12 protein-coding genes are annotated in these 14,136 nt (G+C 71.9%); 5 read left to right on the top strand and 7 right to left on the bottom strand.

Translation table 11 applies throughout. From position 1 onward, the window contains the following. The first annotated feature begins 258 nt into the window (after window positions 1–258). The 5 genes from OG965_RS13990 (at window position 259) to OG965_RS13970 (ending at window position 3,677) form a co-directional block, all read left to right on the top strand. Complete coding sequence (locus OG965_RS13990) at window positions 259–1,620, top strand: glutamine synthetase family protein (RefSeq protein WP_371652380.1); 1,362 nt, start codon at window positions 259–261, stop codon at window positions 1,618–1,620. Window positions 1,621–1,740: 120 nt separating this feature from the next. Beyond that, the gene (locus OG965_RS13985; RefSeq protein WP_371652379.1) at window positions 1,741–2,085 is read left to right on the top strand and encodes a VOC family protein; all 345 of its coding nucleotides are present in this window, start codon (window positions 1,741–1,743) and stop codon (window positions 2,083–2,085) included. 100 nt (window positions 2,086–2,185) lie between these two features. Then, window positions 2,186–2,545 (top strand): 5-carboxymethyl-2-hydroxymuconate Delta-isomerase, encoded by a 360-nt coding sequence (locus OG965_RS13980; RefSeq protein ID WP_371652378.1) that lies wholly within the window; start codon window positions 2,186–2,188, stop codon window positions 2,543–2,545. 48 nt (window positions 2,546–2,593) lie between these two features. Beyond that, on the top strand, window positions 2,594–2,992 hold the full coding sequence (locus tag OG965_RS13975; RefSeq protein WP_371652377.1) for a hypothetical protein: 399 nt from the start codon (window positions 2,594–2,596) through the stop codon (window positions 2,990–2,992). Then, window positions 2,979–3,677 carry a hypothetical protein gene (locus OG965_RS13970; RefSeq protein WP_371652376.1) on the top strand — a complete coding sequence of 233 codons (699 nt, stop codon included), beginning with the start codon at window positions 2,979–2,981 and terminating at the stop codon, window positions 3,675–3,677. The genes OG965_RS13975 and OG965_RS13970 overlap by 14 nt, the downstream gene beginning before the upstream one ends. On the opposite strand, the gene OG965_RS13965 is transcribed toward OG965_RS13970, so the two are convergent. The 7 genes from OG965_RS13965 to OG965_RS13935 all read right to left on the bottom strand — a co-directional run bounded on the left by OG965_RS13965 (window position 3,678) and on the right by OG965_RS13935 (window position 13,949). Then, window positions 3,678–4,700: a TolB family protein gene (locus OG965_RS13965; protein WP_371652375.1), complete on the bottom strand. Its 1,023-nt coding sequence runs from the start codon at window positions 4,698–4,700 to the stop codon at window positions 3,678–3,680. It abuts the gene before it with no gap. Next, window positions 4,697–5,962 carry an MFS transporter gene (locus tag OG965_RS13960; RefSeq protein WP_371652374.1) on the bottom strand — a complete coding sequence of 422 codons (1,266 nt, stop codon included), beginning with the start codon at window positions 5,960–5,962 and terminating at the stop codon, window positions 4,697–4,699. Before OG965_RS13960 ends, OG965_RS13965 begins: the two co-directional genes overlap by 4 nt. Window position 5,963: 1 nt before the next feature. Beyond that, window positions 5,964–6,854: an alkaline phosphatase family protein gene (locus OG965_RS13955; RefSeq protein WP_371652373.1), complete on the bottom strand. Its 891-nt coding sequence runs from the start codon at window positions 6,852–6,854 to the stop codon at window positions 5,964–5,966. Window positions 6,855–7,103: 249 nt separating this feature from the next. Then, on the bottom strand, window positions 7,104–10,094 hold the full coding sequence (locus OG965_RS13950) for a bifunctional [glutamine synthetase] adenylyltransferase/[glutamine synthetase]-adenylyl-L-tyrosine phosphorylase (protein WP_371652372.1): 2,991 nt from the start codon (window positions 10,092–10,094) through the stop codon (window positions 7,104–7,106). A gap of 99 nt (window positions 10,095–10,193) precedes the next feature. Then, window positions 10,194–11,114 carry a phosphatase PAP2 family protein gene (locus tag OG965_RS13945; protein ID WP_371652371.1) on the bottom strand — a complete coding sequence of 307 codons (921 nt, stop codon included), beginning with the start codon at window positions 11,112–11,114 and terminating at the stop codon, window positions 10,194–10,196. A gap of 155 nt (window positions 11,115–11,269) precedes the next feature. After that, on the bottom strand, window positions 11,270–12,292 hold the full coding sequence (locus tag OG965_RS13940) for a LacI family DNA-binding transcriptional regulator (protein WP_067160863.1): 1,023 nt from the start codon (window positions 12,290–12,292) through the stop codon (window positions 11,270–11,272). A 25-nt stretch (window positions 12,293–12,317) separates the two neighbouring features. Next, window positions 12,318–13,949 carry a glycoside hydrolase family 13 protein gene (locus OG965_RS13935; protein ID WP_371652370.1) on the bottom strand — a complete coding sequence of 544 codons (1,632 nt, stop codon included), beginning with the start codon at window positions 13,947–13,949 and terminating at the stop codon, window positions 12,318–12,320. Between the last annotated feature and the right edge of the window lie 187 nt (window positions 13,950–14,136).

The following is a 14,136-nucleotide window of genomic DNA, read 5'->3' as shown; positions in this document are numbered from 1 at the left end:
GCCGTACTCGTTGGCAGTACTCGGGTCCGAGCCCGGTGGCCGTAATCGACCGTTGCGGGGACGTTTCTGCATGCGACGAGGAGCGAGTATCCCCCACGGCCTCGCCCCGGGCGGCACCCGGTGCGACTGTGGGGAGGTGACGTGCCGCAGGTCATAGAGGGTGCGTAATGTGGCGGTAATCCCGGGCCCTGATACTGATGTTTCCCCCTCATGCCCGGGCGGTGGTGCACAGACCGTCTGAACTGCAAGGATGTGGCTATGGACAAGCAGCAGGAGTTCGTGCTCCGCACTCTCGAAGAGCGTGACATCCGGTTTGTGCGTTTGTGGTTCACCGATGTGCTCGGCTTCCTGAAGTCGGTCGCGGTGGCTCCTGCCGAACTGGAGCAGGCGTTCGACGAGGGCATCGGCTTCGACGGATCGGCCATCGAGGGCTTCGCCCGGGTGTACGAGTCCGACATGATCGCCAAGCCGGACCCGAGCACGTTCCAGATCCTGCCGTGGCGCGCGGAGGCCCCGGGCACCGCGCGGATGTTCTGCGACATCCTGATGCCCGACGGCTCCCCGTCCTTCGCGGACCCGCGCTTCGTCCTCAAGCGCATCCTCGCCAAGACCTCGGACCTGGGCTTCACCTTCTACACCCACCCCGAGATCGAGTTCTTCCTGCTGAAGGACAAGCCGCTGGACGGCACCCGCCCGGTGCCCGCCGACAACTCCGGCTACTTCGACCACACCCCGCAGAACGTCGGCATGGACTTCCGCCGCCAGGCGATCACCATGCTGGAGTCGATGGGCATCTCGGTCGAGTTCAGCCACCACGAGGGCGCGCCGGGCCAGCAGGAGATCGACCTGCGCTACGCCGACGCCCTCTCCACGGCCGACAACATCATGACGTTCCGCCTGGTCATGAAGCAGGTGGCGCTTGAGCAGGGCGTCCAGGCGACGTTCATGCCGAAGCCGTTCTCGGAGTTCCCCGGCTCCGGTATGCACACCCACCTCTCCCTCTTCGAGGGCGACCGGAACGCGTTCTACGAGTCGGGCGCCGAGTACCAGCTCTCCAAGGTCGGCCGCTCCTTCATCGCGGGCCTGCTCAAGCACGCCGCCGAGATCTCGGCCGTCACCAACCAGTGGGTCAACTCCTACAAGCGCATCTGGGGCGGCTCGGAGCGGACGGCGGGCGCGGGCGGCGAGGCCCCCTCGTACATCTGCTGGGGCCACAACAACCGCTCCGCGCTGATCCGCGTCCCGATGTACAAGCCCGGCAAGACCGGCTCCTCCCGCGTCGAGGTCCGCTCCCTGGACTCCGGCTGCAACCCGTACCTGGCGTACTCCCTGCTCCTCGCGTCCGGCCTCAAGGGCATCGAGGAGGGCTACGAGCTCCCGGCGGGCGCCGACGACGACGTCTGGGCGCTCTCGGACTCCGAGCGCCGCGCGATGGGCATCGAGCCGCTGCCGCAGAACCTCGGCGAGGCGATCTCGCTGATGGAGCGCAGCGAACTGGTCGCCGAGACGCTCGGCGAGCACGTCTTCGACTTCTTCCTGCGCAACAAGAAGCAGGAGTGGGAGGAGTACCGCTCCGAGGTCACCGCCTTCGAGCTGCGGAAGAACCTGCCGGTTCTGTAGGGGCAGTAGGGGCGGCAGGGGCATTCGGGTGAGCCCGGCGGGCGGGTCGGTCCGCCGGGGTATGTCATGGCAGGGGCGGTCGGAAGCCGCCCCGCGCCATGCACTGCGAGGAGCACCCCCATGACCCAAGGCCTCAAGACGATCATCTATCCCGTCAAGGACATCGCCCGGGCGAAGGCCCTGTTCGGCGGGCTCCTCGGCGCCGATCCCGTGATGGACGAGCCGTACTACGTGCAGTTCGACGCGGCGGGCCAGGAAGTGGGCCTCGACCCCAACGGCCACGGCAAGGGGATGACGGGGCCGGTCCCGTACTGGCACGTCGACGACATCAAGAAGACCGTGAAGACGCTGCTCGACGCGGGCGCGGAGTCGATCCAGGACGTCCAGGACGTCGGCGGCGGCCGGCTGACGGCGTCGGTGAAGGACGCCGACGGCAACGTCATCGGGCTGGTCCAGCCGTCCTGAGGTACGTACGGGACCGGTGGCCGGGGGAATACCGCCAGGCCGCGGCCGGTTGCGGCTGCTGGGAGCCAGCCGGTCCCGCCGTGCGATCAGAGGATTGAGCATGCCGTTCGTCCATGTCGAGTACTCGGAAGGTCTCGCCGAGACCTTCGACCGCCAGGCCTTCGCGCGCGAGGTGCACGCCGCCGCGCCGGGCATCGTCGACGCCCCGGCCGTGGCCTTCAAGACCCGCTTCCGGCGGATAGAGGAGTCGTACTTCGGCGAGGGCGACGAGAGCATCGACGCCCTCTTCATCCAGCTGTCGATCCTCACCGGCCGCACCCAGGAGGCCCGGGAGAAGCTCGCCGAGACGGTCCGCGACATCGCCCTCAAGCAGGCGACGGCCCCGGAGGGCCGCCAGCTGCATGTCATGGTCGAGGTCCGGGAGATGGAGCGGGAGTCGTACCGCTTGCACAGGGGCTGACCGCCGCGCCCTTCCCGCGCCCCCGGCGCCCCTGCCATCCTGGGCCCTGTGTCCGTATGGATGGCGTGCGTCTGGGGGCTGCTCGGGGCCGGTGCCCTGGAGGCCCACCAACTGCGCGGCGACATCGCCCGGGTGCGGAACCTGCCGTGGCGCGTGCGCGGCGAACTGCCGCTCGGCCCCTACCTCACGGCGCTGGGCCTGCGCCTCGCGCTGGGGGTCGGCCTGGCGGCCGGCTTCGGCGCGTCCGGGCAGGCGGGCGGCCCGGTGGGGGTGATGGCGGTGGGCATCGCGGCCCCGAAGGTCCTTGAGCAGCTGGCCGGGCGCAGGCTGGCCGAAGTCCAGTCGGCGGACGAGCCGTTGGGGCCGGAGCCCGAGCCGGAGCCGGAGCCTGTGGCCGAGCCCGCCGCACCCCCGGAAGTGGAGGGAGCGACCGGTGAGCGGAACTGACACGTTCATGAAGCAGGTCATCGCCTCACTGGCCAGGAACCGGCCCTTCGGGGAGACGCCCACCGAGGCGCACCCGCACGCCCCGCACCTCCTCGCCGAGGACCGGCCCGCCTACGAGCGTCTTGTCGACGACGTCCTGCGGGCACAGTCCACCGGGCCGGACGAGCCGCTCACCCCCGAACAGGTGCGCACCATGGCGGTCAACGCGGCGAGCCTCATCAACGCCGCCGCCGCGCCCGAGTATCTGGAGTACGTCCGCCAGCGCGAGGTGAGCCGCGCCGTCAGCGTGCGCCCGGTCTCGGCGGAGGTCGCCGAGACCGGTGACGAGGACGCGGAGGCAGGTGCCGGTCCCGTCGCCGTGGCCATGGTCCTCGCCCCCGTCCTCGCCGGAACCGCCGCGGTCGGCTTCCTCGGCTTCGGATACGGGCTGCGGCTCGTCAGCGGCGACAGCGCGTTCGTCCGCACCCTCACCAGTACGGGCTGGGTGTTCGGCGCGATCACCATGGCGGCGATCCTGGTCGCGGCGGTCGCGCTGCTGTTGACGGCGGTGCGCAACGGCCCGGACGCCCCCGCCGCCCCCGATGTCGCCGCCGCCCGTGACGCCTGGCTCGCCGCCCTGCGCGAGCGCGGCGTCGAGCCCTTCGTCCGGGAGGTGCGCAGGCCCGCGCCGGGCCCGCCCGGCTGATCAGCCCAGATACGCCGGAGCCAGCCCCGCGGTCAGCAGCCGGTGCGGGCTCCCTGTGCCGTCCGCCGGGAGCGTGTACAGATCGGCCCCGAAGTCGCCCGGCAGGGAGTACGTCACCGTCCTGTCGTCCTGCCAGACCAGCTGGTCGTCCACGCTGCGCGGCTCGGCCAGGGCCGTCTCGCGCATCGTGGCGAGGTCCAGGACGTACAGGCGCCAGGGCGCGTCCGCCGGGAGGCCGGGGACGCGCTTCTTGAAGGCGAGGCGGGTGCCGTCGGGGGAGAGGGACGGGCATTCCAGGTTGGTGCGGAGTGTCGTCACCTTGCGGGCGGTGAGGTCGCCGCGGACCAGATACGTCTTCTTGCCCGTCGCCATCGTCGCGTAGAAATGTTCGTCGTCGGCGAAGGTGACGCCCCAGAAGTTCACGTCGGAGGCGCGGTACGGGTGCCCGTCGCGCTCGATCGAGAAGTCCTCCAGGGTCTTGGTCAGCCGGCCCGTGCGGGTGTCCAGGATCGCCGTGCGGGTGGAGAAGTTGGTGCCCGCGTACGAGTCGCCGCCCACGAAGACCGTCCAGGCGGCCAGCCGGCCGGACGGGGAGACCCGCGCCCGGGTCGGGATGCCCGGCAGGCTGTAGTGGGCGCGCTCCTTCAGCCGCGCGTCCAGGATCACCGCCCGGTAGCCGTCCTGCACCGCGCCCCGCTCGGCCCGCAGGCACACCCCGGTTCCGGCGGCCGCGTAGAAGCGCAGGCACTTGACCCCGGAGGCGGTGCGCGGCCCCGAGGGATCGGCGGCCGGGACCGTGGCGAGCTCGTCGCGGTGCGGGCCCCAGGCCATGTTGCGGAAGACGATCCGGCGGTCGGAGTCCGGGGCGAGCGAGACCTGGCCGCCCCGCACCGGCGGGCCGCCCGCCTGCACCCGGTTCTTGCGGTCCTCGCGGCCCGCCGCGTGCAGCACGGAAGCGGTGGCCACGCCCGCGAGGACGACCAGGGCCGTCACGAGGACGATCAGTTTGCCGCGGAGGGTCATACGGGCCTTCCCTCGATCCGGGCCGTGTCCGCCGGGCGCAGGAGCACCGCTCCGGCCGCGCACACCGCCAGCGCCGCGGCCGCCGTGGCCAGGGCCGTGCGGTCGCCCCACGCGGTCCACGCCGCGCCGAACGCGATCGAGCAGACGAAGCGGGCCGACGCCTGGCCGGTCTGGATCAACGCGAGTCCGCTGGAGCGGAGTTCGGCAGGGACGGCGCCCGCCGCCGCGGCCATCAGGACGCCGTCGGTCGCCGCGTAGAACAGGCCGTGCAGGGCGAGGACGACGTACGGGAGCGCCGCGCCGCGCCAGCCCGGCAGCAGCAGGGCGTACGCGCACAGCAGGGCCGCGTGGCCGCCGAGGAAGACCTGCCAGCGGCCCACCCGGTCGGCGAGGCGGCCCAGCGGGACGGCAAGCAGCAGGAACGCGGCCGCCGTCCCCAGCGGCAGCAGCGCGAACCAGCGGTCGGGCACGTCCAGGCGCCGCTGGAGCAGGAGGTAGACGAAGGAGTCGCTGACCGTGGCCAGGCCCAACAGCAGGGCGCAGAGGGCGAGTCGGCGCACCTCGCGCTCGCCGAGCAGGGCGAGGGCCGCCTTCAGTGAGGCGCGCGGCGCGTCCGGGGCCCGTTCGGGGGCGGTGCGCGCGGGGACGAACAGCACCAGGACGAGGACGCCGACCGCCGCCACGCAGAAGCTCACCGTGAACACGGCGTCGTACCCGTCCACTGCTTGACGGAGAATCAGAAACGCGACCAGCGGCCCGAGCAGCGCGCCCGCCGTGTCCATCGCGCGGTGCACGCCGAACGCCCGCCCGCGCGCCTCGGGCGCCGAGGCCAGCGAGATCATCGCGTCGCGCGGCGCCGTGCGCAGCCCCTTGCCCGTCCGGTCGGCCGCGAGCACCGCGCCGATCAGCGGCAGCGAACTCGCCACCAGGAGCAGGGGTTTGCACACCGCCGACAGGCCGTAGCCGAAGACCGCGACGGCCTTGTGGCGCCCGCCCCGGTCGGCCAGATGCCCGCCGATCAGGCGGACGAGCGCGCTGAAGCCGTTGTAGACGCCGTCGAGCAGGCCGAAGCCGAGCGGCGACAGGCCCAGGCCGGTGACCAGGTAGAGCGGCAGGACGGCGGTGACCATCTCCGAGGAGACGTCGGTGATCAGGCTGACCGCGCCCAGTGCGAGGACGGTCGGGGCCACGGCGGACCGCCGCCCGGTGGTGAGCCGGGCGGCGGGGGCCGCGGGAGTGCTGCGGCTGTCTGCTACGTACACGTCAGGAGGTCCAGATGCCCGTGATGTCCGAGGCGTTGGCGGCCTGTCCGGCGTGCGTGGTGCCGTACATGTCCTCGATCGTGCGCAGGACGTTGTAGTGGTTGTACGTCGTCGAGGACGACGAACCCGGGATGACCTGCTGGCCGTAGAGGACGGTCGCGATCTTGTTGCCCGCGAGCCGGTTGTCCTCGTCGAAGGTGACGACGAGCAGGCTGTTGTGGGTCTTGGCCCAGTCCGCGTACGCCTTCAGGTTGTTCTTCAGCCAGGTGTCACCGGTCGAGACCGAGCAGTCGTGCATGTCGCTGCACAGGTTCGGCACGACGAAGGAGACCTGCGGCAGCGTGGTGAAGTCGGTGGGGAACTGGGTCATCGTCTTGGCCGTGGAGGTCGGCACGTTGCTGAAGGCGAACCAGGGGTTGTGCTTGCGGGCGTACTTGCCGCTGCTGCACGTGGTGGAGCCCTGGCTGGGCAGGGTCTCGTTGTAGCTGCCCCAGGTCTTGCCCGCGGCGATCAGCTCGGAGCCCAGGTTGGCCGCGGAGCTGAAGCCGGGGGTATAGCAGCTGTCGTCCGTGACGCCCTGGTTGCTGCCCGAGAAGAGCTGGAGGTAGTTGGGCTGGCTCGGGTGCGTGACACCGAACGACTGGGTGAGGTTCGCGCCGCCCGTCTTGAGCGAGTTGATGTACGGGGCGCTGGAGCTGCCGATGACCTGGTTGTACGCGTGGTTCTCGAAGACCACGACCACCGTGTGGTCGGGGGTGGGCACCGTCGCCGTCGTCGAGGCGGCGGACGTGCCGCCGAGCCCGGCCCACAGGCCGGCGGACGCGGCCACGAGGCCGACGGCGGAGAAGAGGGCGGTGCGGGTACGGCGGCGGGGTATGGACCAGCCGGACACGGCGGTACCTCCGGTGAGGGGGAATGTGGGGGGCGGTGCACCGAGAGGTTAGGGGTGGGGTGTGGAGACCGGAAGATCCTTGCAGGTGAAGGTCATGGGAACGGATGGGGGTTGTTTGTCTGCGGGTTGTGGTGGGCTGGCCGCGCAGTTCCCCGCGCCCCTTGAATGCCGCTGCGCGGCATCCGCTGTCAGGGGCGCGGGGAACTGCGCGAGCAACCCACCACTCAGCCGCAGACGCGCTCGAAAGGGTTATGCCCCGTAGAAGAGGCGTTCCACCACAGCCCGAGCCCGCCTCGTAACCCGCCGGTAGTCGTCCAGCATGTCCCCGACATGACCGGGCTCGTACCCCAGGTACCGGCCGACCGCCGCCAGCTCGCGCCCGTCGGACGGGAACGTGTCGCCCGCGCGGCCGCGCACCAGCATCACCCCGTTGCGAACCCGCGTCGCCAGGACCCAGGCGTCGTCCAGTATCACCGCGTCCTCGGTGGAGATCAGGCCCGCCGCGTGGGCGGCGGAGAGCGCGTCTCGGGTGCGGGTGGTGCGCAGGCCCGGCTCGGCCCAGCCGTTCTGCATCTGGAGCAGCTGGACCGTCCACTCGACGTCCGAGAGGCCGCCGCGCCCCAGCTTGGTGTGGAGCGTGGGGTCGGCGCCGCGCGGCATCCGCTCCGACTCCATCCGGGCCTTGAGGCGCCTGATCTCGCGCACCGCGTCCTCCCCGAGCCCCTCGGCCGGGTAGCGCAGCGGGTCGATCAGCTCGATGAACCGCCGCCCCAGCTCCGCGTCGCCCGCCATCGGCTCGGCGCGCAGCAGCGCCTGGCTCTCCCACACCAGGGACCAGCGGCGGTAGTACGCGGCGTAGGACGCCAGGGTGCGCACCATCGGGCCGCTCTTGCCCTCCGGGCGGAGATCCGCGTCGATCAGCAACGGCGGGTCGGCCGTGGGGAGTTGGAGCAGTCGGCGCATCTCGGCGACGACCCGGTTGGCGGTCCGCGTGGCCTCCTGCTCGTCGACGAACTCGCGTGGCTCGTGGACGAACAGGACGTCCGCGTCCGAGCCGTAGCTCAGCTCGTGCCCGCCGAAGCGGCCCATGCCGATGACCGCGAACCGGGTGGGCAGGATCTCGCCCCACTCCGCCCGCACGGCGGCCCGCAGCGCGCCCGCGAGGGTCGCCGCGTTCAGGTCCGTCACCGCGTTCCCGACCCGGTCGACCAGCGCCCCCGGGTCCTCCTCGGCGGGTCTCTCCTCCGTGCCGTACGAGCCGATCAGATCGGCCGCCGCGGTGCGGAACAGCTCTCTGCGCCGTACGCCGCGGGCCGCCGCGACCGCGCCCTCGGCGCTCTCGGCGCGGCCCACCGCGGCCAGCACCTCCTGCTCCAGCGGCTCGCGGACACGCGGCTTGAGACCCTCCGGATCACCCAGGATCGACACCGCCTCCGGGGCGCGCAGCAGCAGGTCCGGGGCGAGGCGGCCGGCCGAGAGCACCCGGGCGAGGTTCTCCGCCGCCGCGCCCTCGTCGCGCAGCAGCCGCAGATACCAGGGGGTCTTGCCGAGCGCGTCGGAGACCTTGCGGAAGCCGAGCAGGCCCGCGTCCGGGTCGGCCGAGTCGGCGAACCAGCCCAGGAGGACCGGCAGCAGGGTGCGCTGGATGGCGGCCTTGCGGGTCACGCCCGAGGAGAGCGCCTCCAGATGTCTCAGGGCCGCGGCCGGGTCCGCGTACCCGAGCGCCTCCAGGCGCTGTCCGGCCGCGCGCGGGCTGAGCCGGGTCTCGCCGGGGGAGAGCTGGGCGACGGCGTCGAGCAGCGGCCGGTAGAAGAGCTTCTCGTGCAGCCGCCGCACCACGGAGGCGTGCTTCTTCCACTCCCGGTTGAGCGTGCTGACCGGCTCGGTGCGCAGGCCGAGCGAGCGGCCCAGGCGCCGCAGATCGGCCTCGTCCTCGGGCACCAGATGGGTGCGGCGCAGCCGGTACAGCTGGATGCGGTGCTCCATCGCGCGCAGGAAGCGGTACGCGTCGTCGAGCTGGGCGGCGTCCGCGCGCCCCACGTACCCGCCCGCCGCGAGCGCGCCGAGCGCGTCCAGGGTGGTGCCGCTGTGCAGGGTGGCGTCACCGCGCCCGTGCACCAGCTGGAGCAGCTGTACGGCGAACTCGACGTCCCGCAGCCCGCCGGGCCCCAGCTTCAGCTCGCGGTCGACCTGGGCGGCCGGGATGTTGTCGACGACCCGGCGGCGCATCTTCTGCACGTCGCCGACGAAGTTGTCGCGCTCGGCGGCCTGCCACACCAGCGGCGACACCGCCTCGATGTACGAGGCCCCCAGCTCCGGGTCCCCGGCCACCGCCCGCGCCTTGAGCAGCGCCTGGAACTCCCAGGTCTTCGCCCACCGCTGGTAGTACGCGAGGTGCGAGGAGAGCGTGCGCACCAGCGGGCCGTTGCGGCCCTCGGGGCGCAGATTGGCGTCGACGGGCCAGATGGTGCCCTCGACGGTGGTCTCCGAGCAGATCCGCATCAGGTGCGAGGCGAGCCGGGTGGCGGCCTGGAGCGCCTTGCGCTCGTCGGCGCCGTCCGCGGGCTCCCCGACGAAGATCACGTCGACGTCGGAGACGTAGTTCAGCTCGTGGCCGCCGCACTTGCCCATCGCGATCACCGCGAGCCGGCATATCGCGGCGTCCTCGGGGGCCGCGGTCCGGGCGATGGCGAGCGCCGCCCGCAGGGTGGCGGTGGCCAGGTCCGCGAGCTCGGCGGCCGTCTCGGCCACATCGGTCGTCCCGCACACATCACGCGCCGCTATGGCCAGCAGGCAGCTGCGGTAGGCGACCCGCAGCGACACCGGGTCCTGGGCCCGCGCCAGGCCCCGCTCGAACTCCGCGACCCCCGGATGCAGGTCCACGGCCTCGTAGGTGACGAGGGCGTGCCAGTCGTGCGGATGCCGGGCCAGATGGTCACCGAGCGCCTCGGAGGCCCCCAGGACCCCGAGGAGGCGGTCCCGCAGCGGCTTGGCGGTGATCAGGGTGTCGAGCAGCGCCTGCCGCTCGGCAGGGTCCTGCGCCTCCACGATCCGTACCAGACCGGCGAGCGCCAGATCGGGGTCGGCGGTCGCCCCCAGCGCGTCAAGGAGCACCGGATCGGTCCGTACGGAGGCGAGCTCCGGGGTGTCGAGCAGCCGCTCGGCCGCCGACGGATCGGTGAACCCGAACCGCAGCAGCCGTGTGAAGGTGCTGCTCCTGCGCCCCGGCACCGCCGTCATCCCGCCGCCTCCCACTGCCACCGCGCCCGGCTCCGCGCCGGATCAAGGTCGGATCCGAGCCTAGCCGTCGCGGGGCGGGGGTGGGCAGGCGAGGAACGGCTACGCGCGTGCCGTGCCAGTGGCCGCGCGGACGCGTGGCGTGTTCTCGACCCGCCTCGCCAGGCGGTGCGGCAGCTTCCCGTACCAGGCGTACGAGACCAGGAAGCCGAAGGCCAGGCAGAGGATGCCGCCCACCGCGTCCAGCCAGAAGTGGTTGGCCGTCGAGACGATGACGACCAGGGTCGCCGCCGGGTAGAGCAGGCCGAGGATCCGCGCCCACGGCGCCTTGGCGAGTGCGAAGATCGTCAGGCCGCACCACAGCGACCAGCCGATGTGCATGGACGGCATCGCCGCGTACTGGTTCGACATGTTCTTCAGGTCGCCCGAGGCCATCGAGCCCCAGGTCTGGTGGACCAGGACGGTGTCGACGAAGTCTCCGCCGTTCATCAGGCGGGGCGGCGCCAGCGGGTAGAAGTAGTAGCCCACCAGGGCCACGCCGGTGGTCGCGAAGAGGATCAGCCGGGACGCCGCGTAACGGCCGGGGTGGCTGCGGAAGAGCCACACCAGGACACCGATCGTGACGATGAAGTGGAGTGTGGCGTAGTAGTAGTTCATCCCGGTGATCAGCCATGTCACCGAGTTGACGGTGTGGTTGACGGACTGCTCCACCGCGATGCCGAGGTGCTGCTCGACCGACCAGATCCAGTCGGCGTTGTCCAGCGCCTGCGACTTCTGTTCGGGGACGGCGTTGCGGATCAGTGAGTACATCCAGTAACTCACCGCGATCAGGAGGACTTCGAACCAGATCCGGGGGCGGCGCGGGGTGCGCAGCCGCTGGAGCAGCGTGGGGGGCGGGGCCGGGACCGGCGGCGTCGGCGCTTGCGTGACGTGCTCTTCGGAGACGGGTGTGGGCGCAGCCGACGCGGCGGCCGACGGGGTGTCCGCCGTACCTTCCAGAGTCTTCACGGTCATTTCACCCATAGCGAGAGAGTCTGCCAGATGGACCTGTGCCCCGCAGATCGTCCTCCGGTCGGGTTCGGTCCGGATTCCTACTCCCAGTGGAGGACTCCTCACGGAGGAGAGGCCGACTCTTCTCCCGATTTTATGCCGAACCGGGCGGCCGTCCCACTGGAGAGCTACTTGGGAGCCGGTCCAGAAGCGGTTGATCCGCGTACTACCAGCTCTGGCATGAACACGAACTCGCTGTGCGGGGCCGGGGTGCCGCCGATCTCCTCCAGGAGGGCGCGGACCGCCGCCTGCCCCATGGCCGTCACCGGCTTGCGGATCGTGGTCAGCGGGGGGTCGGTGAACGCTATGAGCGGGGAGTCGTCGAAGCCGACCACCGAGATGTCCTTCGGCACGTCGAGCCCGGCCTGGCGGGCCGCCCGGATCGCGCCCAGCGCCATCATGTCGCTGGCGCACACCACCGCCGTGCACCCCGCCGCGATCAGCGCGGTGGTCGCGGCCTGGCCGCCCTCAAGCGTGTACAGCGAGTGCTGGACCAGCGCCTCGGCCTCGGCCGGGGTCAGCCCCAGCGAGTCCTCCATCGCGGCCGTGAACCCCTCGATCTTGCGCAGCACCGGCACGAACCGCTTGGGCCCCACGGCGAGCCCGATACGGGTGTGGCCGAGGGCTGCGAGGTGGGTGACCGCGAGCCGCATCGCCGCCCGGTCGTCGGGGGAGATGAAGGGCGCCTGCACCTTCGGCGAGAAGCCGTCCACCAGCACGTACGGAACGCCCTGGGCGCGCAGCTGCTCGTAGCGGTCCATGTCGGCCGTGGTGTCGGCGTGCAGCCCGGAGACGAAGATGATGCCCGAGACGCCCCGGTCGACCAGCATCTCGGTGAGCTCGTCCTCGGTGGAGCCGCCGGGCGTCTGGGTGGCAAGCACCGGGGTGTACCCCTGGCGGGTGAGGGACTGGCCGATGACCTGGGCGAGCGCCGGGAAGATCGGGTTCTCCAGCTCCGGCGTTATCAGACCGACCAGACCGGCGCTGCGCCTGCGCAGCCGCACCGGCCGCTCGTAGCCGAGGACGTCGAGTGCGGCAAGCACGGATTCACGGGTGCCCGCGGCCACACCGGGCTTGCCGTTGAGCACGCGGCTGACTGTGGCTTCGCTGACCCCCGCCTGGGCTGCGATGTCGGCAAGCCGTGCGGTCACGGGATTGGACTGTACCGGTCGCACGTCAGATTGCCCACCAGACCGCTGATTCGGCGGGGATCGTGACGTTACCGCCGGTGAACTCCAGCGCCGAGGTCGAAAGCAGCGGCCGTCCGGGCACCGGAAGTTGGGCCGCCCCGGCGCCCGTGTTGACCGTGCACACGAACCCCGGCCGCGCGAACGCCAGCACGTCCTCGGGCGCCTGGAGCCACTCCATCTCCCCGTCCCCGAGCCCCGGCAGTTCGCGGCGCAGGGCGAGGGCCGAGCGGTAGAGCTCCAGGGTCGAGCGCGGGTCCCCGGTCTGCGCCTCGACGGACAGACCGCGCCAGGAGCCGGGCTGGGGCAGCCAGCTGCCGGCGCTGCCGAAGCCGTACGAGGGGCCTTCGGCGGTCCACGGGATGGGCACCCGGCAGCCGTCGCGGAACCCGTCCTGGCCCTCGGCGCGGAAGAACGACGGATCCTGGCGCACCTCGTCGGGCAGGTCGGTCACCTCGGGCAGGCCGAGCTCCTCGCCCTGGTAGATGTACGCGGAGCCGGGCAGCGCCAGCATCAGCAGGGCCGCTGCCCTGGCCCGGCGCAGGCCCTGCTCGCCGCCGCCGTAGCGGGTCGGGTGGCGCACCACGTCGTGGTTGGAGAGCACCCAGGTGGTGGGCGCGCCGACCGAGCGGGTCGCGGCGAGCGAGGCGTCGACGACCGCGCGCATCCCGGCCGCGTCCCACGGGCAGTTCAGGAACTGGAAGTTGAAGGCCTGGTGCAGCTCGTCCGGGCGTACGTACAGGGCGAGCCGCTCGGGCGAGGGCGCCCAGGCCTCGGCCACCGCGATGCGCTCCCCCTCGTAGGAGTCGAGCAGCCGCCGCCAGGTGCGGTGGATCTCGTGGACGCCGTCCTGGTCGAAGAACGGCAGCTCCTGGGCGCCGATCAGCTTGGCCTGCTCCCGGGCGCCGATGTCGGGCAGTCCGGCCGCCTTGACCATGCCGTGGGCCACGTCGACGCGGAAGCCGTCGACGCCGAGGTCGAGCCAGAAGCGCAGCACCGACTCGAACTCGGCCCGCACCTCGGGGTGTTCCCAGTTGAGGTCGGGCTGCTCCGGGGCGAACAGGTGCAGATACCAGTCGCCGTCCTCGGTACGGGTCCAGGCCGGGCCGCCGAAGACCGACTCCCAGTCGTTGGGCGGCGCGGCGCCGCCCTGGGCGGGCACGGCGGCCCGCTTGCCCGGGTGGAAGTGGTAGCGGTCGCGCTCGGGGCCGCCGGCGAGCGCCGCGCGGAACCAGCTGTGCTGGTCGGAGGTGTGGTTGGGGACGATGTCGACGATCACCCGCAGACCGAGCCGATGGGCCTCGCGGACCAGGTCGTCGGCGTCCTGGAGGTTCCCGAAGAGGGGGTCGACGGCCCGGTAGTCCGCCACGTCGTAGCCGCCGTCGGCCTGCGGGGAGGCGTAGAAGGGGGTGAGCCAGACGGCGTCCGCGCCCAGCTCGGCGAGGTGCGGCAGGCGGGCCCGGATGCCGGGCAGGTCACCGATGCCGTCGCCGTCGCCGTCCGCGAAGGAGCGGACGTACACCTGGTAGATGACGGCGTCGCGCCACCAGGGGGTGCTCCCGGGGTTCCGGCCCTGCCCGCTGCCCGCGACGGCGGTGGTCGTGGTGAGCTCCTGCGTCATAAACGGGTCCCTCTCCAGTGGCCTGCGCGATGTTCTGCGTTCGGTGACTACGGGATCAACGCCGCTGCATCCCGAAGGTAACAGTCCTGCAAGGTCTTGCGGAAGCCTTGCAAAGGCTGCGCCGACCTCCCGGACGTGCCCATGGGGTACGGAAGGGCCTCCTGACAAGGCGCGCATCGGCAACCGT

Origin of the sequence: Streptomyces sp. NBC_00224 (genome assembly GCF_041435195.1) — a bacterium.
GTDB lineage: Bacteria > Actinomycetota > Actinomycetes > Streptomycetales > Streptomycetaceae > Streptomyces.
This window is presented reverse-complemented; position numbering and strand designations above follow the sequence as displayed.

What these genes read in the sequence shown, in the direction of transcription:
- OG965_RS13990 (WP_371652380.1), top strand. Translation starts at nt 259, where the DNA reads ATGGACAAGCAGCAGGAGTTCGTGCTCCGCACTCTCGAAGAGCGTGAC.
- OG965_RS13985 (WP_371652379.1), top strand. Translation starts at nt 1,741, where the DNA reads ATGACCCAAGGCCTCAAGACGATCATCTATCCCGTCAAGGACATCGCC.
- OG965_RS13980 (WP_371652378.1), top strand. Translation starts at nt 2,186, where the DNA reads ATGCCGTTCGTCCATGTCGAGTACTCGGAAGGTCTCGCCGAGACCTTC.
- OG965_RS13965 (WP_371652375.1), bottom strand. Translation starts at nt 4,700, where the DNA reads ATGACCCTCCGCGGCAAACTGATCGTCCTCGTGACGGCCCTGGTCGTC.
- OG965_RS13950 (WP_371652372.1), bottom strand. Translation starts at nt 10,094, where the DNA reads ATGACGGCGGTGCCGGGGCGCAGGAGCAGCACCTTCACACGGCTGCTG.
- OG965_RS13945 (WP_371652371.1), bottom strand. Translation starts at nt 11,114, where the DNA reads ATGGGTGAAATGACCGTGAAGACTCTGGAAGGTACGGCGGACACCCCG.
- OG965_RS13935 (WP_371652370.1), bottom strand. Translation starts at nt 13,949, where the DNA reads ATGACGCAGGAGCTCACCACGACCACCGCCGTCGCGGGCAGCGGGCAG.